We start from the raw sequence: 25,396 nt of genomic DNA, 5'->3' as shown, positions 1-25,396 counted from the left end.
ATCCGGCTTTTTCTGCGTATTGCTGTCACGACGAAAGTGAGGCAGTGAATGACGTCAATTGCGGTAATCTTTGGGGCCAGCGGCGGAATTGGCTCAGCCATGAGAGACCACCTTGAAGCGGGCAGCGGCTACGACAAGGTTATCGCCCTTCATCGAACGTCGTCACCACCTCTCGACCTGCTCGACGAACGCATGATCCAGGCCTGTGCCGACTGGATAAGGGAGAATGAGGGGGATGTTCGATTGCTGTTCGATGCCACCGGAGCGCTTACCTTGGGCAGTGCCCGTCCGGAAAAGAGCCTGCGCGAACTCGATCCTGAAGTACTTGCTCGTTCATATGCGATCAACGCCATTGGACCGGCACTGCTGATGAAACACTTTTTGCCGCTCCTCCCGAAAGAGGGAAGAAGTGTCTTTGCGACGCTTTCGGCCCGGGTCGGTTCGATCGGCGACAACGGTCTTGGTGGATGGTTTGCTTACCGGGCCGCCAAGGCTGGGCTCAATCAACTGGTCCGTACGGCGTCTATCGAGCTGGCACGCAAAAATCCCTCTGCTATCTGTGTTGCGCTTCATCCCGGCACGGTGAAAACACCCTTGACCGAGAACTTTGCGAAAACCGGGCTCGATGTTCAGGAACCGGCTGTTGCAGCAGAGCGTCTTGTCGATGTGCTGACCAGTCTTATGCCTGCCGACACCGGTGGGTTTTTCGATCAAACCGGCAGGCCGATCCCCTGGTAGGCTTGGCGTGGGCTTAAATCCCGGCATGTTGCGATCACCAAGCGTTCTTCGTCCGCTCAATTCAGGTGTTGGCAGGGAACCCTTTCGTTTTTCAATGCCTCAATTTCAGAATCCCCGCTCGCTCGCTCAAACGCGTTTGGCGCATCCTTGCTAGCCGGTGACAGGGAGTTGCAGCACGGTCGTAGAGCAAGTCGATTGACAACATACCAACTGGTCGGTATGAGTGACGTATGACAGAGAAATCTCAAAAGACCAAACGGCCGGATGCGCGGATCAAGCTGCTGGATTCGGCACTGCGTGTGATCCGCATGAAGGGCTACACGGCCACCACCGTCGATGATCTGTGCCGGGAGGCGGGCGTGACCAAGGGGGCCTTCTTCCACCACTTTCGTTCGAAGGACGATCTGGCAGTGGCCGCTGCTGACTATTGGTCTGAAACGACCGGGGCTCTGTTCGAGAAGGCGACGTATCACGATCCTGAAGATCCGTTGGACCGGGTGCTCGGCTATCTCGATTTCCGCAAGGCACTGGTGCAGGGCGACGTGACTGAGTTCACGTGTCTGGTCGGGACCATGGTCCAGGAAGTCTATGACACGAACCCCTCCATCCGCGATGCCTGCAACCGCAGCATCACCGGGCACGCCGCAACACTGGTTTCCGATATCGCAGAAGCAGCTGAAGCCCGGGGCGTTGAAATTCCAGGTGGTGCGGAAAGCCTGGCACTTCACACACAGGTCGTGATCCAGGGGGCATTCGTGCTGGCAAAGGCAGGCAATGCGCCGTCGATAGCAACTGACAGCATCGATCATCTGAAACGTTACGTCGAACTGTTGTTCGGCCGGTCTAGAAACGGGAGAGCGCAATGAGTGAAGTCGAAATTCGCAAGGAAGGTCTGACGCTGGAACTCAGCCGCGTCATTGCCGCGCCGCGCGAGGCCGTCTGGCAATGCTGGACCAATCCCGAATTATTGAAGCGGTGGTTTTGCCCGAAGCCCTGGTTCGTACCGAAGGCCGACATGGACGTCCGTCCGGGAGGGCGTTTCAACACAGTGATGGCCGGTCCGGAAGGGGAGCTGTTCGAGAACGTCGGAATGTTTCTGGAAGTTGTCGACGGTGAGAAGCTAACGTTCACGGATGCCTATTCGGAAGGATATGTGCCGCGGGAAAACGCGTTCATGACCGGGTATGTGGAACTGGCAGATGTTCCCGGTGTTGGTACGCGCTTCACATGGGGGGCTCGCCACACTTCGGAAGCTGACAGGAACAAGCACCTGGAAATGGGTTTTGAGGAAGGCTGGAAGGCCGCTTCCACTCAGCTTGATGAGCTTGCTAGGTCGATTGCCATTGAGGGCTTGCAAACAACTCCTGCATTTTCCGCCAAGGTACGCACTTGCCTGTTCTTCAGTGAAAAGGGCGAAGAAGCCGCCAAATACTATACGTCCCTGTTGCCGGATAGCGTGATGGGCTCGGTCTTCAGGCCGGATCCGAATGGACCTGTGCTTGTTGCCGAGTTCACCCTGGCGGGCTCACCTTTCATGATCCTGAACGGCAACCCGGATATGCAGCCAAGTTATCTGACCTCGATTTCCATACTGACGGAAGATCAGGCGGAAACGGACCGGCTTTGGCAGGCGCTCCTTGCCGATGGCGGGGAAGAAGGGCAGTGCGGCTGGTTGAGAGATCGCTACGGTGTTCACTGGCAGATCGTACCGAAGGCGTTGCCTCGGCTGATGCATGCTGGCAATCCGGAACGGGCTGGCCGTGTCAGTGCTGCCCTGATGAAGATGAGGAAGATCGACATTGCCGGGCTGGAAGCCGCTGCCTGAATTGGAGCATAAACACAGCCCGTTGTCTTGATTGCCCAACAAGGCTTGAGCGAAGAAGGAAAATACGAAACGCCACCTGTTGAGCGGCGTTTTGCTTTTGTGGAACAGACACTTTCACCGGGATTGCCGTCCCCGTTCTTTCCGTGCAACTTTGCAACCCGGAGGAGTGGATATGACACATAACGATCCCGTCCACATTCAGATTGCAACCCCGGAGCGCTGGGCAGATCTGGTGGATCTGTTCGGACCGGAGAGGGGGGCGTCTGGCGGTTGCTGGTGCATGTGGCCGTTCTTGCGGGGAAGGGACTGGAAAGCGATGACCCGTGATGAACGGCGCGATGCATTCCAGCAGAAAGTGGACGCGGGTCCGGTGCCAGGGCTTCTGGCCTATCGCGGTGATCTGGCCGTGGGCTGGATCGCACTCGGTCCGCGCGTGCAGTATCTGCGTTTTCAGCTTGGAAAAACCACCCAGCCGCTGCCCGATGACAGCGAACAAGCGCTGGCGGCCACATATGCCGTCACCTGTTTCTTTGTCAGAAACGGACATCGCAAAACCGGGTTGATGTCCGTGTTGCTCAATGCAGGCATCGAACACGCCAAAGCGCAAGGAGCGCAGCAACTGGATGCTTGTCCAATGGAATCGGAAAAGCCCCTTCAATGGGGAGAAGGCTTTGTGGGTATAGCAGACGTCTTCCGTAGAGCCGGTTTTGTCGAAATCGCACGCAGAAGCCCGCGGCGGCCGCTGATGCGCAAACTTCTTTGATTGGATTATCCGAATGACCGGTGAAACCGACCTTGCCACCTTGATCTCCCAGATGCGTCCGATGCTGGATCCGGAGCCCTATGTGTTCTGCACCTTCGCTTCGAAATCCATGACGGACCTGGCGGAATACGACCCGATCGGGCTTTTTGCGGAAACGGAGGGCCTGACAGCCATCCTGCCGGTGGAGCGTGCGCGCGAACTGGGTTTGGCCGAGGCCGAATGGTTTCGCCGGATAACGCTGACGGTGCATTCCTCACTTGAAGCCGTGGGTCTGACGGCGTCGATCTCGGCTGCATTGGCCGCTGAGGGGATTTCGGCAAATGTGGTCGCAGCCTATTTTCACGATCATGTTTTTGTGCCCGAAGAGCGCGCCGATGATGCCCTGGCAGCACTGCGCAAACTCGCCGGAGACATTTGACAGTGCTTTTCCGGTTTGCCCGAACTTCGGGCTGGGTGGCGAATTCGGTGGATTTTCCCTTGCAATTTCCGGTTTGCCTTCCCATTCCTAAGCGGGAGCAAGCGGGGTAAGAGCATGCAACGGGTCAAGCGGCGTCTGGCGGCAGTTATGTGCGCAGACGTTGCGCAATATTCCAAGCTCATGGAGCGGGATGAAGACGGAACGCTGGACCGGCTCAAGGCCTATCGGTTGGTGATGTCTGCGCTGACCGAGCGTCACAATGGACGTATCGTCAACACCTGGGGTGATGCTGTCATCATCGAGTTCGCCTCGGTGATGGAGGCCGTTCAATGCGCCGTCGACATTCAGAACGAGCTTTCCGTTCGCAATGCGGACCTTCCGGACCTGAACAGGATGGAGTTTCGCATCGGTATCAATCTCGGCGACATCATGGTCGAGGGCGAGGATATCTACGGCGACGGTGTGAATGTTGCTGCCCGTTTGCAGGAAATCGCACCGAGGGGTGGAATCATGCTCTCCCAATCGGTCTATGACCAGGTCAAAACCAAGATGGCGCTGGGCTTTGAGCCGCTTGGCCCTCAACATGTCAAGAACGTTACCGATCCCGTTGAAACCTATAGCGTGCGTATTGGTGGTCGCAATGCGCCGGAGGAAAAACGGTCCGGGCAGGAGACGAACGGAACTGCAGAGCGACGCCAGACCGAAATTCCAAGACCGGAATGGGAATGGGACACCCAGGCGGTTGCCTCCGGGTTTGAACAGGCGCGCCGTTGGTTGAGGGCTCAGCCAAAGCGGGTGCGAAGCTGCGTTTTCATGATCGGCCTGTTTTTCGTGATCAACCTGCTGACATCTGGCTTGTCCACATTGTGGTTCGTCTGGCCGTCCCTGCCTTTCGCAGCCATGCTTGTTTGGTATCTGCTTGTCGGGCGACAGGAAAAGCGCTTCGGCGAGACGACGGGACCGGGTGATTGAGAGAGGGCAATGTCACCTGTTGCCGATCTGATAACTCTTTTCACGCTAATCAGGGTCTGATGATTTGCGAGTGCAACTGACTTCGCTTACACATGGACCAACGCGGGGCGGCGAAACATTCCGTCAGCCCATCGAAAATGCCGGCCAGGCCGGCCCAACAGCAAAGGGAGCTTAATCCTGCGCATGAAAAACTATTCGACCACGGTGCCTGCACGCCTCGACGATGAAGACGAGGATAAGCCCAAGAGCCAGCCGTCGATCCAGGTCGACAAGCATCTGTTCGAAGCGCGCACAGTTCTGATCACCGGTCCGGTGACACAGGACATGGCCCGCGACGTGTGCGCCCGGCTTCTGGCGCTGGCGCAGGTTTCCAACGACCCGATCACGGTCATTGTTTCGTCTCCGGGCGGTCATGTCGAATCCGGTGACATGATTCACGACACCATCAAGTTCATCGCACCCGAGGTCCGTATCCTCGGCATGGGCTGGGTGGCCAGCGCCGGTGCACTGATCTACGTGTCGGTTCCCAAGGACAAGCGTTTCTGCACGCCGAACACTCGTTTCCTGCTTCATCAACCGTCCGGTGGTGCCGGCGGCATGGCCACGGATATCGAGATCCAGGCCAAGGAAATCATCAAGATGCGCGATCGACTGAACAAGATCTTCGCGGCGGCGACAGGCCAGCCGATCGAACGGATCGAAAAAGACACCGATCGCGACTACTGGATGAGCCCGGAAGAGGGTATCGACTACGGTCTGGTCGGCAAGATCGTCACGAGCGTGGACGAACTGGGTTGATCCCGACTGACCTGACTGCAAACGTAGAAACGCCGGCAAATGCCGGCGTTTTTTCTATCCGAACCGATCAGAGGCAGATCGGTTCGGGTTCGACGGAATAGACCATTACCGGTGCAACCGGCTTGGGGTTGAGCACATGCGGCCGAAGTCGGGACATGAGCTCACGCAGGTGCTCTTCGTCTCCGGGGGCAGGGGCGCCGTCGAAGATGACCGCGACAAGGTGATCCACGAAGCGTTCGTAGATGTTGTTGCAGGTGCAGATCGGCGCCAGCAGTTCACAGACGGGCTTGCCGTCGTAAAATGGCGCTCCACCGGCAAGGAAGATCAGGAACTCGGTCAGATCGTCCGAGTGTTCGAATTCTGGCAGAAAGCTGGTCACGTCGAAACACGGGTCCTGTTCCAGTCTCGCTTTGAGGCGAGGCATTGCCCGCATGATCGCCGTGCGACCGCCTAGTTTCATATAGAGTGTCATCTGGCTAACCCTCATTGATCCTTCATTACGATGTCGCCAAGATGACTCAGAAAGCGTGCCAGCCCTGTGACTCCGATCACGGATAAACCCTTTGTCAAAATCACCAGTGCCCGCTAATGGCGAATTGGTGCGGTGAAAACAGCCCCAAAGCGGCCGTTTTCAACGGTTTGAGCAGGAAGATGTCGGTAAAATGTGACAGGCGCGTTACAGGACCCGTAAACAGCGGTCAGTCAGGCCCCGCGGAGGCCTCGGCGTCCACATTGTTAAAAATAGTGAGGCATCTAAGGAATGCCCGCGGTGGTCGGATCGGCGAAAAGCCTGACCAAATCGAAGCCTGTCAGCAATAGCCAAAGTTCGGATCAAATTCAGAAATGCTGCGAATCGATGCGCCCTGACTTCCGGCATTCGCCGGACTTTCCGGTCTCGATGGCCGCTGCCGTGGGGACGGCCTCCCCGGCGATGAGGCGGGCTCTGCCGGTTTCCTTTGCCAAATAGAGGTTTCTGTCAGCCCGTTCAAAAAGCGAGGCAGGGGTGTCTTCTGGCCTTTTTTCCGCCAGGCCCGCGCTTGCGGTATAGGCGTATCTCTTGCCGCGCGCGAACATTGGTGTCGCGTTCAACAGATCAAGCATGCGACTGACGACTATCGTTGCTTGCTCCAGATTTGTTTCCGGCAGGATCAGCGCGAATTCTTCTCCACCTACACGGCAAACGACATCCGTCTGGCGCAGATGTTCCAGACATCTTTGCGCAAAATGAACGAGGATTTCATCTCCAAGCTGATGGCCATGGGCATCGTTGATCGACTTGAAATGGTCCAGGTCGATCAGGGAGATGCAGAAGTCGTGGCCATAGCGAGCAGATCGATTGTATTCCTTGTCCAGTTCCTGGTCGAACCCGCGGCGGTTGGAGATACCGGTAAGCGGATCCGTGAGTGCCAGGTTTTCAAGTTCGGTCCGCTCCTGGCCGAAATGCAAGATCTTGTTGTTAAGCGACGAGATGTCGGCATTGAGCGCGGCAAACTTGCTGGAAAGGTTCATGTTCTCGTCGAAGCGGACAAGAACGGCACCATCAATTCCGGTGCCCGGAACAGACAGTCTGTGGCCGAAAGCAACGCTTTCATATCCGGACAGAAGTTTCAGGCGCACCGGAACGGGAGTGGTTGAAGACCTGCACATCGACAGGTAGTCAACCACCTGCGCTGTATCCCTGACCTTATCTGAAAGTTGTTCACCTACGCCAATTCCGGCAAGAGATTTGGCTGCCTTATTTGCGAGAACCACACGGCCATAATCGTCCAGCAGCAGAATAGGCTGGGGCATTGTCTGGACAAGGGCCGATATGATGGCAGTGGACCTGGGCACGGCTATCGAACCCTGTAGAATTCTTTGCCGTTGACGTCGTTCTCTACGGTCGGAGCCAGATGGACAACAACACGGCAGTCAGTATCACCGCGGGCAATTGACCTGTCGATCTGGACCCTGGCGTAGCCATGGCAATCTGCAGCAATTCTTCCGAAGACGTTTGTCGTCATCATGCAGAGGGACGGGCGGTCCTTGACGCGATCTCCGAACGGGCAGCGGGCGTTCTTGAGGATCAAGACCTTGTCGTCTTCATATTCGACACTGAACTGGCCGCCGATCCTTCGTTTCAGGTCAGCCAGGACGTCTGCGAGCAAAGGTCTTGGGATCTGTTCAAGATGCAGGGCAGACTTGTAATCGGAATTGATCTTTTCACCGATGCGGTTGGCTACCAGTGCGATGAACCCCTCCGCCTCGTTCACTCCGACAATTTCCTGCAGTGCTCCACTGAGCTCTCGAATGATCTGATTGAAGAAGTCGGTTGTCTCCAGAGGGATCTGAGCCTTGGTGATTTCCGGCTGCTGCTGGTCCACTTCAATCGGCAGGCTCATGATCGATCCTCCTAGGGTTGCAATCTAACGTTGGGGGAATTTTCTTTCGAAGCAATTAAACCGTTGAAATAAAGAGACAATAATGATGCAATCTGGAGATTTGTGACAATGCGTGGGCGGACGTCTGTTCCTCGAATATTGTCGAAATTGTCGATCGGGAGAACGACTGGAAAATCCGGACCAAGACCGTGAAAACCATTTTGGCTCAAAGCTGTCAGGATGTGTGCTCACTTCAGCTTCAAGTCTCAATATTGTCGGTTTCACCGTATCTTTGTCACGCATCGGGCCCGCAACGATTCGGATTTTTCAGATGTATGTTTACCTATCCAAGATCGGCGGATTTCTGATCCTGCCATCCAATTTTCTCGTTGTTCTGATGGCTTTGGGATTGGTGCTCAGCCTTACGTCAAAGTGGCGGCGCAGTGGACGGTTTCTGACTTTTGCCGGTTTTCTTGGTTTGGTGGTTTGCGCTTTCTCACCTGCGGCCAACTGGTTGATTGTGCCCCTCGAGGACCGTTTTCAGCGTCCCGGCACTTTGGAGAATTATGACGGGATCATCGTTCTGGGTGGTGCCGTGGACACGGTGGTGACCGGCGTGCGGGGCGACACGGCCCTGACAATGTCCGCCGAGCGCATCACCATCACTGCGCGGCTGGCCAATGCGCTGCCGGAGGCGAAGATCATCCACACCGGTGGGCAGGGCATGATCGTGTCGGACCAGGCAACAGAAGCCGAAGGGGCAGCGCGACTGTTTCGAGATTTCGGCATCTCTGCCGATCGCGTCATTCTGGAAGACAAGTCCCAGAACACCTGGCAAAACGCAGTCTACGCAAAGGATATTGTGCAACCACAGCCCGGACAGCAGTGGCTTCTTGTCACTTCGGCCTATCACATGCCGCGCGCCATGGGAGTGTTCGAAAAGGCCGGTTGGACCGGGGTGACGGCATATCCGGTCGACTATCGCACGCGTGGACCGCAGGACAAGTCGCTCGGCTTCGACGGTGCTTCAAAAGGCCTGCGGCGCTTTGATATCGCCTACCGGGAATGGGTTGGTCTGGCTGTCTACTGGATGCTTGGCAGGAGCACGGAATTCTTCCCTGGTCGATGAATTTGCAAAACCCTTTCGACAGTCAGCGACTTTTGAAATCGAACCTCTTTTACTGTGCGGAGCGTGTTCCCATATACTGGGCTCAATCAGGGATTTGAAAGGACGTGGGCTGATGGTCCTCGAAGCGCCGATCGTTGCGGCAGACGTCGTACAATGGCTCTACAGCGATGCGCCCCAATTGAAAGGGACGCTGGAAATCGTCACTGAGATGGCGAAACGTCTGCGCGCCGGAAAAGTTCCGGTCGATCGTGTCACCACAGGGATCTGGGTGGTGCATCCGAACGTGCGCGCGGAAAGCTCGATCTGGGTCAACGGCCAGGCACCGGAATTGCGTCTTCACACTGCGGAGAACAAATCGCAGGACGAGTACCAGAAAAGCCCGATCAAGCGCGTGCATGAAACGCAGAAGGCCGTTCGAGTGGAAATCGGCAAGAAGCCGGCTGTCGCTGACGAATTTCCGATTACCGCAGAGCTGCGCCAGGAAGGCTATACCGACTATATCGCTCTGCCCATGCGGTTCTCCGACGGCTCGGTGAAGGTTGCGAGTTTCGCCACCAAGACACCAGGCGGATTTTCAGGGTCGCATATCGGCGTTTTTGAATCGCTGATCCAGCCGCTTGCCCTCGTGTGTGAATTAAAAACACTGCGCCGCACCGCAGAAACCGTCCTGGACACCTATGTCGGCCCGCGGGCGGGTTCGAAGGTCCTGGACGGCACCACACGGCGTGGAGAAGGCGAGTGGATCAAGGCGGTTGTCAGCTTCGCCGACATCCGTGGGTTCACGCGTCTTTCCAACACACTTCCGGCGGACAAGATCGTATTGTTTCTGAACAAGTATTTCGGAGCGATGACAGCAGCTGTCGAAGCCCACGGTGGCGAGGTGCTGAAGTTCATTGGCGATGAAGTGATGGCGATCTTTCCGTATGAAACCGAAGAGGAAGCCAGGGACGCCTCGGTGCGTGCGCTGATGGCAGCACGTGAAACGCTGACGCGGATCGAGGCGATCAACACGGCCCGAACCTGTTCGGTCACACCTGACCTGAGCGTTGGAATAGCCCTTCACGCGGGCGATGTCTTCTACGGCAATGTCGGCAGTGAAACGCGGCTGGACTTCACGGTCGTCGGCCCAGTGGTCAATCTTGCGGCCCGTATTGCAGAGCTTGCAAAGGACCTGCAGCGCCAGCTTCTGGTCTCGGATGCCCTGGCCGATATCATGGGGTGCCGGTCGGGCCTTTTCGGCCGTTATCAGGTGAAAGGGTTTGATGAACCCGTATCGGTGTATTCGCCGGATTTGTCCGCGGATCCCAAGTTCGGATATTGCCCCAAGAGTACAGCTACTCTGGCCTTGGAAACGAACTGACGACGTAGCAGGACCAGGAGAACGGCGAGGGTGGTTGCGGCAAATACATAAGGCCCGGCGAACCACCCAAGGAAGCCGATCGAAAAGAACAGCGCTCGCTGGCCGCGATTGAAATGGCGGCCGGCGAGAACGCCCAGCTCCCCCGCCTGCGCAGCCATTTTCGCGATCACTTCGTCAGGTGCCTGACCTTGTTGCGGGACTGCGCCCATGACGATGCTGGCATAATTGAAGAGCCGGTACGCCCAGCCGAATTTGAAAAATCCATAGGCAAAGATCAGCATCAAGGCGAGCACCTTGATTTCCCAGAGCGCGCGGCTGTCGGCCACCGGGATGGACAGGTCACCAGCGACCTGAACGATGCGTTCCGTTGCATCCAGCAGCGCAAAGCCGCCGCCGATTGCCAGTAGGGACGTTGACGCGAAGAAGGCGGTGCCTTGTTGCAGACCGGACATGATAGACGTGTCCATGATGCGGACTTCCCGCAGGCTCATGGCACGCATCCAGCCGCGTCTGTAGGTTTCCATGGCGCTGGACAATGTCTTTTTACGCAGCGGACTGACATCGATCAGCAAATTGAAACCGAGCCAGGCAAACAGAAACCAGGCGGCTGCTGCCAGGTCCATATTCGAGAGCGCGTGCATCCTGATCCCTTTTGATTCTCCGGTGGCCGAATCCGGTCATGGTCTGTCTTACCAGACTTTTTCCTGGTCCCTAACAGGCAGCACCGAGAGGACTAAGTGGCTGAATTTCCTGATGCGAAACGAGGAATGCAAAAATGCGGGATCTGCTGCTCTTTTTTTGCGCTTGCGAAATAGTAATGGATCGTTTACCTCCTCGCCTCAATGGCGCCATATTTGAGGTCGGTGGGACCCGGCGCCGCACAACAATATGTAGGGTTTTTATGGACGAAAACGTGCAGAAATCTTGTTGGAGCGTCACTCTCTGGACTGTCGCTGCAGTGGGCCTCGCATTGACGATGGTACTTCTGTTCAACGATGTTGAAAGTGCACAACAAGCCGTCGCCGCCGCCAAATAAGCCAGCGGGACGCAAGGAAAACAAAGGCGCAGCGTGAGGCTGCGCCTTTTGTCGTTTTAGCGGACATTTTATGCGAGCTCGGTATTCTCCGAGCTGAGAAGGCGTCGTTCGAACTTCGGGCGTGTCAGTTTCCGGCAGAACTGGTTGAGAACGAAATCTCGGGTCTGTCCGATGGCCCGTAGGACTGCCTGAATTCCATTTGCCGCACCACTGTCCTGTTGCCGGGATGGCTGATTAGGAATGCGGTATAGGCTCTTTCACCCAGAGGCAGCAGTACAAGTTGAACGGTGCCGGATCCTGGCCAGTCCAGTTCCGCGCCCCAGGCCGGAACATCTTCCGGATTGTCTTTCCCGAACAATGCCTGAATGTCGATGTCATGAAGCAGGGACGTTCCGTTGGCGTCCCACGTCAGCGCGGCCAGGCCTTGTTCCAGCGGAAACAGGCTGAGTTTGGCGCCGTTGATCTCGACATCAAGACGGTTGGTGGCATCCCTTTCGATCAGGGCCGTGCCTTCGTTCATGTCGGTTGCCAGCGCGATGCGTTCCCCGTTGCTTTGAACAAACCCTTCTGTGTTCACCACCTTGAATATGCCAACGGGGATGCTTTCCGCCTGAAGTGGCAAAACGGAAACGAGAAAGACCAGCAACGATGTGAGTGTACGTAACACGCCCGGACCCTGTATTGAGCTTTTGTCCGGATCATACACCTTCAAAACTTTAGAAAGTCTTTGTCCAATACCGGACTCGGTGCGCTAAGCTGCTCAAAACTCAAGGTTATCGTCTATTTTGACAAGGACACCACGAGGTCCTCTATTGTCGAATGTTCCGGTTGCCAGCCAGTTGCCCTTTGGGCATGGCTGACGTCGACGGACTGCGACAAGGCAAAACCGGCGGCCCAGTCGGTAAGCGGTTCGGTTGCTTCAGGGGCCGGAACTGTCATGATTTCCAGCGGCAGTCCGTGGCGGGCTGAAATGTGAGATGCCAGATGACCGACCGAGATGCCGGGAATGCAGCTCGCGATCAGGGACATCCGGAACCGTGCGTTCTTTAGGGCAAGAGCATAAAGCGCGGCAAGGTCGTTGATTTCAACAAGCGCCCATTTGGTTTGCGACGTCGCGCGGGTTTCAAACGGCCTGCCTTCCTTCAGCGCGGCCGTCATCTCGGCAATCGGCCCGGTCGTCTGGCCGCAGGCGAGGGCCGGATGAATGACCGTCAGATTGAGATCCGTTCCGTGTGACAGGGTCCTGATCGTCTCGGTCATGAAGCGAAACGCGGGTAGGGGCGCGAACTGGGTTTTCTCGGTCAACAGGCTGTCGCCTGCGGTTGCGGGAAAGAGCCAGATGCCTCCGGTGTAAATAATCTTGAGCGGCTGCTTGCGGTGCCTTGAGGCCTGCTTCAACGCAAGCATGCTCTGGCGGTCAACACGGCCCATGTCTTCGGAAAAAGTTGCACCAAGATGGATGACGGCATCGCATGAGGCCGCCCGTGATACCCAGCTTTCCGGTGCTCGCAAATCGCCCGGGTAGGCACTTGCACCGAACGCACGCAGCTTTGCCGAGGACGCGTCAGAGCGGGCCAGACCGATTACCCTGGCACCATCTTGAACCAGCCGCTTTACCACGGCAGAACCGATCTCGCCGGTTCCACCCGTTACAAATACTTCCATGGGCAAAGAGAACCCCGTTCTTGCCATCGGCGCAAGCTGAAGCTGCCTGTGAAATTGGACAATCCACCGCCGTTTCTCGCCACAATCTTGACCTTGGCGGGAAGCCTGATACGTCAGAAGCATGACCTTGCATCTGGTAAAACTGTGCGTCGGCGCCGACAGCGTCGAGTCTCTTCAGGCCTGGATCGATTTTCGTATGGAGAACGCCCGCAAATCGGGACTTCCGGCGGAAACGATCCATACGACGCGTATGGTGCCAACCCGCAAGGACGAGCTTCTGGACGGTGGGTCTCTCTATTGGGTGATCAAGGGCAAGATCCAGGTGCGTCAGCACCTGATCGACATTAGGCCGTTTACGGATCAGGCGGGCGTCAAACGCTGCGACCTGGTGATGGAGCCGAGACTGATCCTGACGCAGTACCAGCCCAAGCGGCCATTTCAGGGCTGGCGATATCTGAAGGCGCAGGACGCGCCGGCGGATCTGAAGGCTGGTGGCGCGGCACACGCCATGCCGGAGGACATGCGGCGGGATCTTACGGAACTCTGCCTGCTTTGATCCGCTGATATCAGCCTGGATCCGGCAGGGCCTTCTGAAGATGCGTGACCAGTGTGCCGAGTTCCGGCCAGCCGCGCCCGAGGCCCGGGTTCTCCTTCTTTCGTGTCATGGCAAGATGGGCATAGCCATGCACCAGCGACCACACGAGTATCTCGATTTCTTCCGGATCGGTCCCTTCAGGGATCAGCGGTGCGCATGTTTCGCGCAGGATGGCGTAGGCCCTTGAGGCGTGGACCGCGAATTCCTCGTCATCCTCATTGAACTTCTGTCCCGAAAAAATGAACAGGAACAGCTCCGGGTGGCCGGTGGCGAAATCCAGGTACCCCTGACAGATCGCGCTCAGTCTTTCTGTTGCCGCAGGAGGAGACGCATCGAGACGTTGTTCCATCGCCCGGCAAAACAGGGCGAAGCCGCGCCCTGCAATCGCCGTCGACAAACCTGTGATGTTCTTGAAGTGATAACCGGGCGCAGCGTGTGACACACCTGCCTTGGCAGCGCATTCACGCAACGAGAGTTTGTCCGGACCACGTTCTCGCAAAAGCGCCACACCTGCATCAACCAGGGCTTTTCGAAGACTGCCGTCTCTTTTGCGACGAGGAGGAGGAACTGTCATGTGGTCTTCATCGGTCATTCGCTTGACAGTGTCAAGTTTAGCTCTATCTTGACACTGTCAAGTTATGTTGGAGGGACGGTATGTCGATGGTTTCTAGGTTTGCAGCAAACGTTGCTTTTTGGACGGCAGCCGTGAGCGCCGCTCTGGTCGCCGTGGCCTCATTGAGGTTTTTGGCGCTGGGGGTATCCGCTTCAATGGAATTCGTGGCGCATAACCTCGACGGAAATGCGCTGATGCTCTACGCCCATATCGGTGTTGCACCGATCGCACTTGCGTTGATGCCGTTTCAATTCATGACAAGGCTGCGAGCCAGCAGGCCGAAACTGCATCGCTGGCTGGGGCGAGGGTACGTCGTGTCGATCCTGATCTCGGGGATTGCGGGACTTCAGCTTGCCTTTCACACGACTGCAGGGACCTTCGCTGCAACAGGCTTTGCGATTCTCGCAGTCTTATGGTTGGCGACGACCGGCATCGCGTTCGCCTTTGCCTTGAGGCGTCAATTCCCGCGTCACCGAGCCTGGATGCTGCGTTCGGCAGCTCTTACATTTGCTGCCGTAACATTGCGGGTCTATCTGGGGAGCAGTATGGCGGCGGGGGTCGATTTTGAAGTCGCCTATCCACTTATCGCCTGGCTGTGCTGGGTGCCTAACGTCTTCGTCATGGAGGTATACCTCCAGATGGCTCGGCCGGGAAAGACACGCCTGATTTCAGCGGCAGCATGAGAAGATGATCGGCTGCGCCATGTCGCATCCGACGGCTTGAGACTTGCCAAAACGGCTGCCCCGACCCAAGTTGAGTGTCACCAACTGGCAGAAGGAGGCGGCCGTGAACGTCAAGACCGGCAAAGGCACGGTAGACCCTATGGTCAAGCAGGACGCCCGCGTGCCTTCAGCCGAATCCGATGTTGCTGCCTTTCTTCAGAAGGCCAAGGAAATTGCACCGCAACCGGGCAGCGGCGGGCGGTTGGTGTTTGCCCTGGACGCTACCATGAGCCGTCAACCGACCTGGGACCAGGCCTGTCAGATCCAGGCGGAGATGTTTCAGGAAGCCGGCAAGATTTCAGGCCTCAGCATCAAGCTTGTCTATTTTCGCGGTTTCGGTGAATGCCGGGCGTCCCGCTGGTTTTCCAGCGGCACTGAGCTTGCCCAGGCCATGAGCCGGATTTCCTGTCAGGGTGGGCGTACCCAGATCCGAAAGGTACTCTCGGCTGCCTTGTCCGCTGCCAATACGGAGAAAATCGCGGCGCTGGTCTATGTCGGCGATTGCATGGAGGAGGACGTGGATGCCCTGTGTGACAAGGCTGGCCAGCTGGGCATGCTTGGTGTGCCGATGTTCCTGTTTCAGGAGGGGCGTGACGGCGTCGCTGAGCGCGCGTTTCGCGAGATGGCCAGACTGACCAACGGCGCCTTTTGCCGGTTTGATTCCGGGTCTGCCCAGCAACTGGCCGATCTATTGAAAGCGGTTGCCGTTTTCGCCAGCGGAGGCCGGACGGCACTCCAGCAGCTGGAAAAGCAAGGCGGCAAGGGCGCAACGCTTCTGCTGCAGCAGCTACCATCGGCCCGCTAGAGCCCGGAAAGCGCCGGGCTTGCGCTTCCTTGCTGTAGCCGGTGCCGGAGGTTTACATACTCGGCAACTTTCGACACGTGACTGGTGTAGGGCCGGGGCATCCCGATGTGATGGTCCCGGGCCGGCGAACGGGGAACCAACCGCCACATGATTTATTTGATTATCGGCTTGATACTGCTGACCGCCCTGTTGACGCTCGGCAACAAGTTCGTGAACGCCAATCCCGCAAATCTGGCCAGAGGACTGCGCCTCTTCGGAGGAGCGTTTCTGATGGTGTTGGCGCTGGTCTTTGCGCTGACGGGCCGGTTCGTGTTTGCCATTCCGTTGTTCGGGCTTGGCTTGTCGGTGCTGGGGATGTCCGGGCTGAACTGGCTCTCGTCAGGCTACAAACCTCAGAAAACCTCCGGACAGCGTTCCCGCGTGCGGACCGCTATGGTGGAGATGGAACTCGATCACGATTCCGGTCACATGACCGGGATCGTGCTGGCAGGCACCTATCAGGGGCGCGAGCTGGATCAGTTGACCGAAACGGACCTGGAAGCCTTTTGGCAGGAAACGGCCCAGGACGGTCAGAGCCAGAAGCTAGTCGAAGCTTATCTCGACCGCAGGCTTGCCGGTTGGCGTGAACACTTCCAGGCGAATGGAGCAGAGCGGCAGGGAAGCGCGGCGAGCTCTGGCCCCATGACAGATGAGGAGGCCTACCAGATCCTGGGGCTTACGCCCGATGCCGGGGACGCGGAAATTAGAGCCGCGCACCGCAGGCTTATGATGCGGGTCCATCCCGACCAGGGAGGCTCCGGTTTCCTCGCGGCGAAAATCAACGAGGCTAAAGACACGCTTCTCAGAAGACATTGACGGCATCCGTTACGCGGTTACTGGTAGATGGCGAAGCAAGCGTATTTTGCCTTTTTCAAGCTTTTGCAGGCATTCCACGCAGCTGTTTTGGTGTCGAAGCCGACGAAGCGGGCCCGGTAGAGGGTCTGTCCGTTGGTGTCGACGGGTTCGGTGTAAGGGACCCGGCCACGAAGGGCGGATCCGGTCTTGGCCTTGGCGTTCTTCAACATCGTGATGGCCTGGCCTTCGGATTCTGTTGCGGCGATCTGGACCTGCCAGCCCGGCTCGACATCGCGGGTGTCGCTGGTTGCAACCGTAACGCTGTCGTCGTCGCTGCTGTTGTCGGCAACTGCGGTTTCAGGCGCTGCAACCGTTTCAACCGGCGTCGTGTTGACCGCAATCGTCTGAACGGAGACCGTCTTGACCGACTGCGCGGAGCCGACAGCGCGCTGGCTGTTGTCCGACTTCACGACTTCTGCTCTTGCAGCTTCGATCAGGGCAGTCCGGGAAATCGAATTGGTGTTAAGCGGCTCATCCGGGCTTGAAGGCGGGATCGGCGGCAAAGCTGTTGCGACTGCAAACGTGCTGTCAAAGCGTTGCTTGACCAGTTTCGGCGGTAGCGGAACGTCGTTGCCAAAGCCTGGAACCGGAGCAGGGGCCTGGGCCGAAGCCATGACTGGCGCATTGGACGCAGTCACGGGAAGGGGGGCCGGAGCCGGTGTCGGAATGGCGCCAGGGTTGGACGGTGCGGTGAATGCCAGCACCATCGGCTCACCCGTTGCAGGCACAGGTTCGCTTCCCGGCTTGCTGTTCGGAAGAGGCGGGTTCTTCAGCGCAATTGCCACGAAAGTCGGTTCAGACGTGTTCTGAACGATCAGCGGGGCGGTTTTCGGGCCGCGGCTTGCCTTGGGCAGATAGGAGTTGATGAGCTTTGTCATCTGCGCGTTGCGTGACGCGCCGGTTTTGCCACCCATCACGACGGCCACAATCTGCCGCCCGTCCCGGTTCACAGAAGTCACCAGGTTGAAGCCGGATGCCCGGATGTAACCGGTCTTGATGCCGTCTACACCCTTTACGCGGCCCAGCAGCTTGTTGTGGTTGCCATAGGTGCGTCCGTTGTACTTGTAGGCACGGGTTTTGAAGTAGCCGTAGTACTGCGGGAAACGTTCCTGAATCGCGCGGCCAAGCGTCGCCATGTCGCGAGCTGTCGTACGCTGACCGCTGTCGGGCAGGCCGTGCGGGTTGCGGAAAGTGGTCTTCGACATGCCGATCTGGCGCGCCGTACGGGTCATGCGCTCGGCGAATTTCTTTTCAGAGCCACCCAGGTTTTCAGCGATCACGGATGCGACGTCGTTCGCGGACTTGGTAACAAGTGCGAGGATGGCGTCCTTGACCTTGATCGTGCCGCCGGGCTTGAGGCCCAGCTTGGAGGGCGGACGTGCGGAAGCGTAGCTGGAAACGCTCAGGTTGGAGTCCAGCGACAGTCGCCCGGCTTCCAGTTCCTCGAACACCAGATAAAGCGTCATGATCTTGGTGAGCGATGCCGGATACCGGTAGGCGTCAGCCGAGGAGGAGTAAAGTGTCTTGCCGGTTTTTGCATCAACGACGATCCCCGCATATTTCGGGTTGGCCATCGCCGTTGCCGGGACCCCCAGGAGCACCAGGCCGAGGGTCAAGATCTTAGCGGTGCGGGCGAGAGCCCGTCCTTTGCGAAAAATACGCATCCCAAACACAATTACTATCCCATTCTGGGTCACGTGGTTCGTATCTGGAGCGGCACGGTTCGGATCTTAACCCCCTGCGATTCAAAGCCGCGGCCCCGTCGTTCTCCATGTCATTTGATGGAATCACGGTTACGAATGAGTAAATGAATGATCGAAAAAGCACTTAAAAAAATAGTTTTTTGTTAGAGTTAATTGTTGGTTAAGGTTGTGTTTTGCGTACTTGATAAGAATTGTTTAGATCTAATCTTATTTTCATTTGTTTTATTGGTTAAGAGTTTGTTTATTTCGGTGTCTGTTGTTCCGAAGTTGGTCAAATTCAAGAATCTGACTGAAATCTTGCTGAGGCTCTGTTGTTTCCTGCTTCCGGTTGCTGGTGCCGGTCTCGATCAGGGGTATCTGTTTTCAGAGGGAAGTCTGACAGCTTACGCCATGGAAGGATTGTCAATTTCGCGTAATGGTTGTTTTTGCAATGCAAAATCGCCTTGACACTTATTGTGCAGTGCATTACGACAAAATCCCGTTAGGTAACGCGATACGCGCGCCGGGCCGCCCCATAAGGCCGATGCTTGGGATTGGAAACCGGTTCGCCGGAAAAGGGCAGAAAAATGATGAACAACTTTGATGAAATGCAGAAGATGAGCAAAGACAACATGGATATGGCCATGGCGTCTTTCGGCTCCGTCAGCAAGGGTTTCCAGGCCATCGCCGCTGAAATGGCCGACTACCAGAAAAAGTCCTTCGAGGAAGGATCCGCAGCTGTTGAGAAGCTCGTTTCCTCCAAGTCCCTCGACAAGGCATTTGAAGCGCAGGCCGACTATGTCAAAACCGCTTACGAAGGTTTTGTTGGCGAGATGACGAAGATCGGTGAAATGGTCACCGACATGTCCAAGGATGCCTACAAGCCTTACGAAGGTGTGATGGGCAAGCTTGCGAAATAAGTTTTCCTTTTAGCCGTCGCAGGACGGCTTGAAGTTTCAAACCCGGCTCCGACGAGCCGGGTTTTTTCGTATATGCACAGATTTACAGGCTTGCCGCGGTTCATCCTGCCATTTGCAGCCGGATTTCGAAATGCGTTCTCTTGCCACCTTTTAATCATTAACGGGCAACCTACATTCCTCTTGACCGGCAGCGCAGGGACTACAAATGCGCTGTTGACCTTTATGTTGATGAAATCGACCATTGCGCGAGCGCGGCTTGCGCGGCAGGATTACCACTGAGAATGCGTATTCGCGGCGCAGTCCGTGCTGCGGAAAGCTCTGGACCAGCTGCGCAGGGCAGTGTGTTCAGGATTCGAAATTTGGTGATGGCCGGAGTGATAGAGGCAAAAGAAACGGCAATGTCGGCGGGCTCTGATTATGACAATGACGGTGGCGACGCCGGAACGGTTACAGTCACCCGTACCAAAACAGTAACCAAGCGGCCAAATCTCTATCGAGTGCTGCTGTTGAACGATGACTACACTCCGATGGAGTTCGTCATTCACGTTGTGGAGAACTTCTTCCAAAAAAACCGCGAAGAGGCGACCCGCATTATGCTGCATGTTCACCATCACGGCGTCGGGGAATGCGGGATTTATTCCTACGAGGTCGCGGAGACGAAAGTCACCCAGGTGATGGATTTTGCGCGCAAGCATCAGCATCCGTTGCAATGCGTCATGGAAAAAAAGTGAGGACAAACGCACGTGCCTTCCTTCTCACGCAGTCTTGAAAAAGCACTTCACCAGGCTCTGGCCTTCGCCAACGAGCGACAGCAGGAGTATGCAACGCTGGAGCATCTTCTGCTGGCGTTGCTGGACGACCAGGACGCGGCTGCGGTCATGCGGGCTTGCAACGTGGATCTGGAAACGATCCGCCGCAATCTGGTTGAATATATCGAAACCGAGCTGGACAACCTTGTCACGGACAGTGACGAGGACTCCAAGCCTACCGCGGGCTTCCAGCGTGTGATTCAGCGAGCGGTTATCCACGTCCAGTCGTCCGGCCGGGAAGAGGTGACCGGCGCCAACGTGCTTGTTGCGATCTTTGCCGAGCGCGAAAGCCATGCAGCCTACTTCCTGCAGGATCAGGACATGACCCGTTACGACGCGGTCAATTATATCTCGCACGGCATTGCCAAGCGTCCCGGCATGTCCGAGGCCCGTCCAGTCGAAGGGGCGGATGAAGAAGATGTGATGCCCGGAGCTGAAACCGAGAAGAAGTCCAGTCAGAAGACGGACGCTCTTGAAGCTTACTGTGTCAATCTCAACACCAAGGCCACCAACGGCAAGATTGATCCGCTGATCGGGCGCGACAGCGAAATTTCGCGCACGATCCAGATCCTGTGCCGCAGGTCGAAGAACAATCCGCTCTTCGTCGGCGACCCGGGTGTCGGCAAGACCGCCATTGCGGAAGGTCTGGCGCATCGCATCGTCAATGGCGATGTGCCGGATGTCCTGAAGGATGCCACCATCTTCTCGCTCGATATGGGCTCGCTGCTGGCGGGTACCCGCTATCGCGGCGATTTCGAGGAGCGGCTGAAGCAGGTGGTCAAGGAGATCGAGGACTACCCGGGTGCGGTGATGTTCATCGACGAGATCCATACTGTGATCGGCGCCGGTGCAACCTCTGGCGGGGCGATGGATGCGTCCAACCTCCTGAAACCTGCGCTTGCTTCCGGAGCGATCCGCTGCATCGGTTCGACCACCTACAAGGAATACCGCCAGTTCTTCGAGAAGGACCGGGCGCTGGTTCGCCGTTTCCAGAAGATCGACGTCAACGAGCCGTCGATCCCGGACGCGATCGATATCCTGAAGGGCCTGAAGCCTTACTTCGAGGACTTCCACAAGGTTCGTTACACCAACGATGCCATCAAGGTGGCTGTGGAGCTGTCGGCGAAATATATTTCCGACCGCAAGCTGCCGGACAAGGCGATCGACGTGCTGGACGAAACCGGTGCCTCGCAGATGCTTGTTCCCGAAGCCCGCCGCCGCAAGACCATTGGTGTGAAGGAAATCGAGAACACGATTGCCACCATGGCCAGGATCCCGCCGAAGTCCGTTTCCAAGGATGATGCGGAGATTCTGGAGAACCTTGGCAAGGATCTGAAGCGGGTTGTCTACGGACAGGATGAAGCTATCGGGACGTTGGCCTCTGCCATCAAGCTGGCGCGTGCCGGTCTGCGTGAGCCTGACAAGCCGATCGGCAGCTATCTGTTCTCCGGCCCGACAGGGGTCGGCAAGACGGAAGTCGCTCGGCAGCTGGCATCTTCACTGGGTGTTGAACTGATCCGGTTCGACATGTCCGAATACATGGAGCGGCACACCGTGTCGCGCCTGATCGGTGCACCTCCGGGATATGTCGGCTTCGACCAGGGTGGCCTCTTGACCGACGGTGTCGACCAGCATCCGCACTGCGTGCTGCTGCTGGATGAGATCGAAAAGGCCCATCCGGACCTGTTCAATATCCTGTTGCAGGTGATGGACCATGGCAAGCTGACCGACCATAACGGCAAGCAGGTCGATTTCCGCAATGTCATCCTGATCATGACCACCAACGCCGGTGCCGCGGACATGGCCAAGATGCCGGTTGGTTTCAACCGCATGAAGCGGGAAGGCGACGACGCAGAAGCGATCAACAAGCTGTTCACGCCGGAGTTCCGCAACCGTCTTGATGCGATCATTCCGTTCGGCAATCTGCCGATGGAAGTCGTCTACAAGGTGGTCGAGAAGTTCGTCATGCAGCTGGAAGTCCAGCTGGCTGACCGCGGCGTGACCTTCGAGCTGACGGAAGATGCCGTCAAGTGGCTTGCCGACAAGGGCTATGACAGCCAGATGGGGGCTCGCCCGCTTGGGCGGATCATCCAGGAGCACATCAAGCGGCCTCTGGCCGACGAGGTGCTGTTCGGCAAGTTGAAGAAAGGCGGAATGGTCAAGGTCACCGTGTCCGAGGACGGCAAGGGTCTGCTTTTGGAAAGCATCGAGGAGCGTGCGACACCGCCAAAAGCCAAGGCCAAGACCGAAACCAAGGCAAAGCCGAAGCGCCGGCGCAAGCCTGCTGCCAAGGCAGCGGCCGCCAAGGATACGAAGCCGCCTGCAGGCAAGAGCGGTCCAGCCAAGAAAAGCCTTGTGCCCAAGGTGCCTCTGGCCGACTGAGGCCCTGCACAATCACATCGGAAAGGCCCCGAAGAGATTCGGGGCCTTTTTGTTTTTCACCTGCACAGACGACGCGCAATGCGCGAAGCGGGCCGGGTTGGTACACGCCCCGAGCTTGTCCTCCAACAGGCGTACTAGACTTGTTCTCATTCATGTTTGGAATTGAAACCATTCAGGAAAATCATTTGCCGCCGCCGGGCTGCTTGCCTAGCTATGAAGCAGACACTTTCTGGAGAACGGACATGAGCGATAACAAGGTTGCGATGATCACCGCTGGCGGCTCCGGCATGGGAGCCGATGCAGCGAGACGGTTGGCTGCAGATGGGTTCCGGGTCGCAATTCTGTCGTCCTCCGGCAAGGGGGAAGCGCTCGCGGAGGAATTGGGCGGGGTCGGGTTCACCGGATCCAATCTTGTTGCAGACGACCTGACCTCCTTTGTCAGCAAGACGGTGGACGCTCTTGGCCGGATCGATGTTCTCGTCAATTCGTCCGGACATGGCCCGAAAGGCGATATTCTGGAAATCTCCGACGAGGACTGGCACCTCGGCATGGATTACTACCTGATGAATGTCATTCGCCCGGCACGCCTTGTCGCCCCGATCATGGCTGCGCAAGGTGGTGGAACGGTGATCAATATCTCGACATTCGCCACCTTCGAGCCGGATCCGATGTTTCCGACTTCCGGTGTGTTTCGGGCAGGGCTGGCCAGCTTCACCAAGCTGTTTGCCGACAAGTTCGCTGCCGAGAACGTGCGCATGAACAATATCCTGCCCGGTTTCATAGACAGCCTGCCGGAGAAGGAAGATCGCCTGGCGCGAATCCCCATGGGCCGCTACGGCCGCTCGGACGAAATCTCAAGCCTGATCGCCTATCTGGCCAGCGACGAGGCGGCCTATATCACAGGTCAGAACATACGTATCGATGGTGGGTTGACGCGGTCGGTGTGAGGTAATTCGAGTGTTAGAAGGTCATTCCTAGAACGCCCGGCGGCTCTGGCCGTTTTCCCTGAGCGTAGTCCAACAATGCACGTAGCCAGAGAACGCTGTTTTCGTGCGGATCTTGGGACAGTTCCTCAGGGCGAGTTTCAGTACGCCCCACAACGTCGACAGATTTCCTGCAAGAAAGGGCAACCTTCTGCCGACCATCGGAACCGATTGGGCACCAGAGTTTTTTCTGTTTGAGTGCTCCCCAAGCAACGCCCCGCCTGAAACACGTCAACGCTCGATAATCCGGGTCGATAATCACTCTGCCGCTTGGGCCTATCATACCCCAGAGCCCATTTTCTTCGAAGCGCTTCAGCATACCGCCACAGGCCAGGATTGCTTCGCTCTCTTCTTTGGTTGGGTCTCTGGGCTTTACGACTTCTTTGTTGTGGGTGTCGATCCAGAATTCTCTTCCATTCTGCTCGACCTTTAAGACAACCGGGTCTTTTTGGGGACCTGTCTGAGACCGAACGACGAACCAAGTTTTGTTGTGTCTGTGTATTTGGAGCTTGTCGTAAAGCGGGGGAACTAAAAATTGTCCATCGTCGTCAATTACACCCCATTTTCCAGCGGAGAATACCGCAGACAATCCTTCGTTGACGTAGAGAACGTTGTCATACCAGCCTTTGGACGGTAGTGTTCGACCGTCTTGCGTAACAAACTTATACTGGTTGTCGCCGATTGAGACCAAATAGGGCGACAAGCAGAAGTCGTCAGAAAACCGCTTGTTTATAGCGCTAACTTTCGTCTTCACCAAGGTGTCAAGCTTGAGATGGCGGATCGCGAAGAGCCCGTTCAGTTCGATTACCTGAAGTCCTTTGGGGCAAGAAATGTGCACGTGACCGTTGCGTTGATCAGGCACCAGATCTCCTTCAGGCGTAACGCTGCGCCAAAGCCCATTTTCCAGAACTCGCGGCCAGCGGCCATCGGTTGGTCGGTCAACATTTTCATAATAACGGCCGGTCAATAGCTCGCCGCGTCGGGTTACCAAACCCAGTTGTGAAAGGTTGTCATATTTGCGCGCAAGCCCATACCCACCCATCCAGTAACTGAGACCTTCAAACTTGAGTGGAATGACGAGTTTGCCGTTTCTATCAACGGCACCTGACATTCTCTTCACAGTCTGAGGTGACTTTGGCTCGACCTCATCAGGAATGCCTTGCACCGTTGCAAAGTCGTCAATGAGCCAATACGCGCTTGTGTACCGCGGTGTAACTTGCCACGAGCCATCAGCTCTCAGAAGGCCGAAGAGCGGCTCTTTACCCTTAGCTTCAGACGCCCAAATCAGGCCACGGCTCAGCTCGTCAAAATAGGCAACTTTGTATCGCTTCTTTGAAATCCAACCCTGATCGATCCGATACAGACCCAATCGTTTTTTGATGAAGATGCTGCTGAGTTCGTCTAAAGGGGCAAGTCTGAACCTGTCTTCGAGGCGACGTTGTCCTTCTGCCACAAGAACAACGTCTTCAGTAAACGGAATTGCTCGGGCGAACTGTGTCTCGACGACGACTTTTCCGTTTCGGTCAATGACGCCTGCGTGATTATCGATAACGACTTCCGCATGGCCGGATGAAAAAGTGCCTGCAAGGTCGAAGCGCGGTTCGATAACCATAGAGCCGAGGCTGTCGACATATCCCCATTTGCCTTCTCTCTTAACTGCGGCCAGTCCTTCGCTAAAAGGTAGTGCATCCTCAAACTTGAAGGGGATCAGAGTTTGTCCCGACTTTCTGTCGACATAGCCGCAGAGGTCGAACGGCCCGCCGCATCTGAACGAAATGTCCGAGACGTCAGCGATGCCCGGGGAGTTGGAAAACAGAAATACGAAGAGGCATGTCGGAAGGAAAAATAGTTTGCGCAACATTCAGGCCACTCTGAAACAAAAAATGATCTAACCCTGATCGTCTTCAATTGTGGCGCAAATGCAGTC

26 protein-coding genes are annotated in these 25,396 nt (G+C 56.7%); 17 read left to right on the top strand and 9 right to left on the bottom strand.

What is annotated here, in order from left to right; genetic code table 11:
• Positions 1 to 48: 48 nt before the first annotated feature.
• From J7447_RS28020 to J7447_RS27990, 7 genes are all read left to right on the top strand, one after another.
• On the top strand, positions 49 to 738 hold the full coding sequence (locus J7447_RS28020) for an SDR family NAD(P)-dependent oxidoreductase (RefSeq protein WP_209171564.1): 690 nt from the start codon (positions 49 to 51) through the stop codon (positions 736 to 738).
• A 230-nt stretch (positions 739 to 968) separates the two neighbouring features.
• Complete coding sequence (locus tag J7447_RS28015) at positions 969 to 1,604, top strand: TetR/AcrR family transcriptional regulator (protein WP_209171563.1); 636 nt, start codon at positions 969 to 971, stop codon at positions 1,602 to 1,604.
• The gene (locus tag J7447_RS31425; RefSeq protein ID WP_286185554.1) at positions 1,601 to 2,563 is read left to right on the top strand and encodes a VOC family protein; all 963 of its coding nucleotides are present in this window, start codon (positions 1,601 to 1,603) and stop codon (positions 2,561 to 2,563) included. Before J7447_RS28015 ends, J7447_RS31425 begins: the two co-directional genes overlap by 4 nt.
• A 79-nt stretch (positions 2,564 to 2,642) precedes the next feature.
• The gene (locus tag J7447_RS28005) at positions 2,643 to 3,326 is read left to right on the top strand and encodes a GNAT family N-acetyltransferase (protein ID WP_209171562.1); all 684 of its coding nucleotides are present in this window, start codon (positions 2,643 to 2,645) and stop codon (positions 3,324 to 3,326) included.
• A gap of 13 nt (positions 3,327 to 3,339) precedes the next feature.
• Positions 3,340 to 3,744 (top strand): ACT domain-containing protein, encoded by a 405-nt coding sequence (locus J7447_RS28000; protein ID WP_022998308.1) that lies wholly within the window; start codon positions 3,340 to 3,342, stop codon positions 3,742 to 3,744.
• A 114-nt stretch (positions 3,745 to 3,858) separates the two neighbouring features.
• Positions 3,859 to 4,716 carry an adenylate/guanylate cyclase domain-containing protein gene (locus tag J7447_RS27995; protein WP_209171561.1) on the top strand — a complete coding sequence of 286 codons (858 nt, stop codon included), beginning with the start codon at positions 3,859 to 3,861 and terminating at the stop codon, positions 4,714 to 4,716.
• A gap of 183 nt (positions 4,717 to 4,899) precedes the next feature.
• Positions 4,900 to 5,514 (top strand): ATP-dependent Clp protease proteolytic subunit, encoded by a 615-nt coding sequence (locus J7447_RS27990; RefSeq protein WP_022998310.1) that lies wholly within the window; start codon positions 4,900 to 4,902, stop codon positions 5,512 to 5,514.
• A 67-nt stretch (positions 5,515 to 5,581) separates the two neighbouring features.
• Here the strand turns inward: J7447_RS27990 and J7447_RS27985 are convergent, their stop codons facing one another.
• The 3 genes from J7447_RS27985 to J7447_RS27975 all read right to left on the bottom strand — a co-directional run bounded on the left by J7447_RS27985 (position 5,582) and on the right by J7447_RS27975 (position 7,895).
• Positions 5,582 to 5,986, bottom strand: a complete 405-nt coding sequence (locus tag J7447_RS27985) for a Clp protease ClpP (protein ID WP_062491596.1) — start codon at positions 5,984 to 5,986, stop codon at positions 5,582 to 5,584.
• Between the two features lie 365 nt (positions 5,987 to 6,351).
• Entirely contained in the window at positions 6,352 to 7,347 is a 996-nt protein-coding gene (locus J7447_RS27980) for a sensor domain-containing diguanylate cyclase (protein WP_209171560.1), read from the bottom strand.
• A gap of 2 nt (positions 7,348 to 7,349) precedes the next feature.
• Positions 7,350 to 7,895: a methanogen output domain 1-containing protein gene (locus J7447_RS27975; protein WP_062488603.1), complete on the bottom strand. Its 546-nt coding sequence runs from the start codon at positions 7,893 to 7,895 to the stop codon at positions 7,350 to 7,352.
• A gap of 310 nt (positions 7,896 to 8,205) precedes the next feature.
• On the opposite strand from J7447_RS27975, the gene J7447_RS27970 reads away from it, so the two are divergent.
• Both J7447_RS27970 and J7447_RS27965 read left to right on the top strand, forming a co-directional pair.
• A complete protein-coding gene (locus J7447_RS27970; RefSeq protein ID WP_209171559.1) occupies positions 8,206 to 9,003 on the top strand; it encodes a YdcF family protein in 798 nt (265 codons plus the stop codon).
• 112 nt (positions 9,004 to 9,115) lie between these two features.
• On the top strand, positions 9,116 to 10,363 hold the full coding sequence (locus J7447_RS27965; protein ID WP_209171558.1) for an adenylate/guanylate cyclase domain-containing protein: 1,248 nt from the start codon (positions 9,116 to 9,118) through the stop codon (positions 10,361 to 10,363).
• Here the strand turns inward: J7447_RS27965 and J7447_RS27960 are convergent.
• The 3 genes from J7447_RS27960 to J7447_RS27950 all read right to left on the bottom strand — a co-directional run bounded on the left by J7447_RS27960 (position 10,249) and on the right by J7447_RS27950 (position 13,064).
• Positions 10,249 to 11,004, bottom strand: coding sequence for a DUF599 family protein (locus J7447_RS27960; protein WP_209171557.1), 756 nt, complete (start codon positions 11,002 to 11,004; stop codon positions 10,249 to 10,251). The genes J7447_RS27965 and J7447_RS27960 overlap by 115 nt on opposite strands.
• A 519-nt stretch (positions 11,005 to 11,523) precedes the next feature.
• Positions 11,524 to 12,066, bottom strand: coding sequence for a hypothetical protein (locus J7447_RS27955; RefSeq protein ID WP_152506418.1), 543 nt, complete (start codon positions 12,064 to 12,066; stop codon positions 11,524 to 11,526).
• A 113-nt stretch (positions 12,067 to 12,179) separates the two neighbouring features.
• Positions 12,180 to 13,064 (bottom strand): SDR family oxidoreductase, encoded by an 885-nt coding sequence (locus tag J7447_RS27950; protein ID WP_209009648.1) that lies wholly within the window; start codon positions 13,062 to 13,064, stop codon positions 12,180 to 12,182.
• A 121-nt stretch (positions 13,065 to 13,185) separates the two neighbouring features.
• Between J7447_RS27950 and J7447_RS27945 the strand changes: the two genes are divergently transcribed.
• On the top strand, positions 13,186 to 13,620 hold the full coding sequence (locus tag J7447_RS27945) for a DUF1489 family protein (protein WP_055654619.1): 435 nt from the start codon (positions 13,186 to 13,188) through the stop codon (positions 13,618 to 13,620).
• 10 nt (positions 13,621 to 13,630) lie between these two features.
• On the opposite strand, the gene J7447_RS27940 is transcribed toward J7447_RS27945, so the two are convergent.
• Positions 13,631 to 14,233 (bottom strand): TetR/AcrR family transcriptional regulator, encoded by a 603-nt coding sequence (locus tag J7447_RS27940; RefSeq protein WP_209171556.1) that lies wholly within the window; start codon positions 14,231 to 14,233, stop codon positions 13,631 to 13,633.
• 80 nt (positions 14,234 to 14,313) lie between these two features.
• Between J7447_RS27940 and J7447_RS27935 the strand changes: the two genes are divergently transcribed.
• The 3 genes from J7447_RS27935 (at position 14,314) to J7447_RS27925 (ending at position 16,654) form a co-directional block, all read left to right on the top strand.
• Positions 14,314 to 14,955 carry a DUF2306 domain-containing protein gene (locus tag J7447_RS27935; protein ID WP_209171555.1) on the top strand — a complete coding sequence of 214 codons (642 nt, stop codon included), beginning with the start codon at positions 14,314 to 14,316 and terminating at the stop codon, positions 14,953 to 14,955.
• 103 nt (positions 14,956 to 15,058) lie between these two features.
• A complete protein-coding gene (locus tag J7447_RS27930; protein ID WP_152506422.1) occupies positions 15,059 to 15,799 on the top strand; it encodes a VWA domain-containing protein in 741 nt (246 codons plus the stop codon).
• 147 nt (positions 15,800 to 15,946) lie between these two features.
• Positions 15,947 to 16,654: a DnaJ domain-containing protein gene (locus J7447_RS27925; RefSeq protein ID WP_055654612.1), complete on the top strand. Its 708-nt coding sequence runs from the start codon at positions 15,947 to 15,949 to the stop codon at positions 16,652 to 16,654.
• 17 nt (positions 16,655 to 16,671) lie between these two features.
• On the opposite strand, the gene J7447_RS27920 is transcribed toward J7447_RS27925, so the two are convergent.
• Positions 16,672 to 18,357: an SPOR domain-containing protein gene (locus J7447_RS27920; protein WP_209171554.1), complete on the bottom strand. Its 1,686-nt coding sequence runs from the start codon at positions 18,355 to 18,357 to the stop codon at positions 16,672 to 16,674.
• Positions 18,358 to 18,962: 605 nt separating this feature from the next.
• Here J7447_RS27920 and J7447_RS27915 point away from each other — a divergent pair.
• The 4 genes from J7447_RS27915 to J7447_RS27900 all read left to right on the top strand — a co-directional run bounded on the left by J7447_RS27915 (position 18,963) and on the right by J7447_RS27900 (position 23,433).
• Positions 18,963 to 19,295, top strand: a complete 333-nt coding sequence (locus J7447_RS27915) for a phasin family protein (RefSeq protein WP_031268356.1) — start codon at positions 18,963 to 18,965, stop codon at positions 19,293 to 19,295.
• Between the two features lie 398 nt (positions 19,296 to 19,693).
• On the top strand, positions 19,694 to 20,026 hold the full coding sequence (gene clpS / locus J7447_RS27910) for an ATP-dependent Clp protease adapter ClpS (protein WP_031268357.1): 333 nt from the start codon (positions 19,694 to 19,696) through the stop codon (positions 20,024 to 20,026).
• Positions 20,027 to 20,038: 12 nt separating this feature from the next.
• A complete protein-coding gene (clpA, locus tag J7447_RS27905) occupies positions 20,039 to 22,486 on the top strand; it encodes an ATP-dependent Clp protease ATP-binding subunit ClpA (protein ID WP_055654606.1) in 2,448 nt (815 codons plus the stop codon).
• A 242-nt stretch (positions 22,487 to 22,728) separates the two neighbouring features.
• Positions 22,729 to 23,433, top strand: coding sequence for an SDR family oxidoreductase (locus tag J7447_RS27900; RefSeq protein WP_022998329.1), 705 nt, complete (start codon positions 22,729 to 22,731; stop codon positions 23,431 to 23,433).
• A 13-nt stretch (positions 23,434 to 23,446) separates the two neighbouring features.
• Here J7447_RS27900 and J7447_RS27895 read toward each other — a convergent pair whose 3' ends face one another.
• Complete coding sequence (locus tag J7447_RS27895; protein ID WP_209171553.1) at positions 23,447 to 25,330, bottom strand: WG repeat-containing protein; 1,884 nt, start codon at positions 25,328 to 25,330, stop codon at positions 23,447 to 23,449.
• Positions 25,331 to 25,396 lie beyond the last annotated feature (66 nt).

Source organism: Labrenzia sp. R5_0, assembly GCF_017743835.1.
Lineage (GTDB): Bacteria > Pseudomonadota > Alphaproteobacteria > Rhizobiales > Stappiaceae > Roseibium > Roseibium algicola.
This window is presented reverse-complemented; position numbering and strand designations above follow the sequence as displayed.

Excerpts from the sequence above, each read along its gene's own strand:
- J7447_RS28020 (WP_209171564.1), top strand. The coding sequence starts at position 49 with ATGACGTCAATTGCGGTAATCTTTGGGGCCAGCGGCGGAATTGGCTCA.
- J7447_RS28015 (WP_209171563.1), top strand. The coding sequence starts at position 969 with ATGACAGAGAAATCTCAAAAGACCAAACGGCCGGATGCGCGGATCAAG.
- J7447_RS31425 (WP_286185554.1), top strand. The coding sequence starts at position 1,601 with ATGAGTGAAGTCGAAATTCGCAAGGAAGGTCTGACGCTGGAACTCAGC.
- J7447_RS28000 (WP_022998308.1), top strand. The coding sequence starts at position 3,340 with ATGACCGGTGAAACCGACCTTGCCACCTTGATCTCCCAGATGCGTCCG.
- J7447_RS27995 (WP_209171561.1), top strand. The coding sequence starts at position 3,859 with ATGCAACGGGTCAAGCGGCGTCTGGCGGCAGTTATGTGCGCAGACGTT.
- J7447_RS27990 (WP_022998310.1), top strand. The coding sequence starts at position 4,900 with ATGAAAAACTATTCGACCACGGTGCCTGCACGCCTCGACGATGAAGAC.
- J7447_RS27985 (WP_062491596.1), bottom strand. The coding sequence starts at position 5,986 with ATGACACTCTATATGAAACTAGGCGGTCGCACGGCGATCATGCGGGCA.
- J7447_RS27975 (WP_062488603.1), bottom strand. The coding sequence starts at position 7,895 with ATGAGCCTGCCGATTGAAGTGGACCAGCAGCAGCCGGAAATCACCAAG.
- J7447_RS27970 (WP_209171559.1), top strand. The coding sequence starts at position 8,206 with ATGTATGTTTACCTATCCAAGATCGGCGGATTTCTGATCCTGCCATCC.
- J7447_RS27965 (WP_209171558.1), top strand. The coding sequence starts at position 9,116 with ATGGTCCTCGAAGCGCCGATCGTTGCGGCAGACGTCGTACAATGGCTC.
- J7447_RS27960 (WP_209171557.1), bottom strand. The coding sequence starts at position 11,004 with ATGCACGCGCTCTCGAATATGGACCTGGCAGCAGCCGCCTGGTTTCTG.
- J7447_RS27950 (WP_209009648.1), bottom strand. The coding sequence starts at position 13,064 with ATGGAAGTATTTGTAACGGGTGGAACCGGCGAGATCGGTTCTGCCGTG.
- J7447_RS27945 (WP_055654619.1), top strand. The coding sequence starts at position 13,186 with ATGACCTTGCATCTGGTAAAACTGTGCGTCGGCGCCGACAGCGTCGAG.
- J7447_RS27940 (WP_209171556.1), bottom strand. The coding sequence starts at position 14,233 with ATGACAGTTCCTCCTCCTCGTCGCAAAAGAGACGGCAGTCTTCGAAAA.
- J7447_RS27935 (WP_209171555.1), top strand. The coding sequence starts at position 14,314 with ATGTCGATGGTTTCTAGGTTTGCAGCAAACGTTGCTTTTTGGACGGCA.
- J7447_RS27925 (WP_055654612.1), top strand. The coding sequence starts at position 15,947 with ATGATTTATTTGATTATCGGCTTGATACTGCTGACCGCCCTGTTGACG.
- J7447_RS27920 (WP_209171554.1), bottom strand. The coding sequence starts at position 18,357 with ATGCGTATTTTTCGCAAAGGACGGGCTCTCGCCCGCACCGCTAAGATC.
- J7447_RS27915 (WP_031268356.1), top strand. The coding sequence starts at position 18,963 with ATGATGAACAACTTTGATGAAATGCAGAAGATGAGCAAAGACAACATG.
- clpS (WP_031268357.1), top strand. The coding sequence starts at position 19,694 with ATGTCGGCGGGCTCTGATTATGACAATGACGGTGGCGACGCCGGAACG.
- J7447_RS27900 (WP_022998329.1), top strand. The coding sequence starts at position 22,729 with ATGAGCGATAACAAGGTTGCGATGATCACCGCTGGCGGCTCCGGCATG.
- J7447_RS27895 (WP_209171553.1), bottom strand. The coding sequence starts at position 25,330 with ATGTTGCGCAAACTATTTTTCCTTCCGACATGCCTCTTCGTATTTCTG.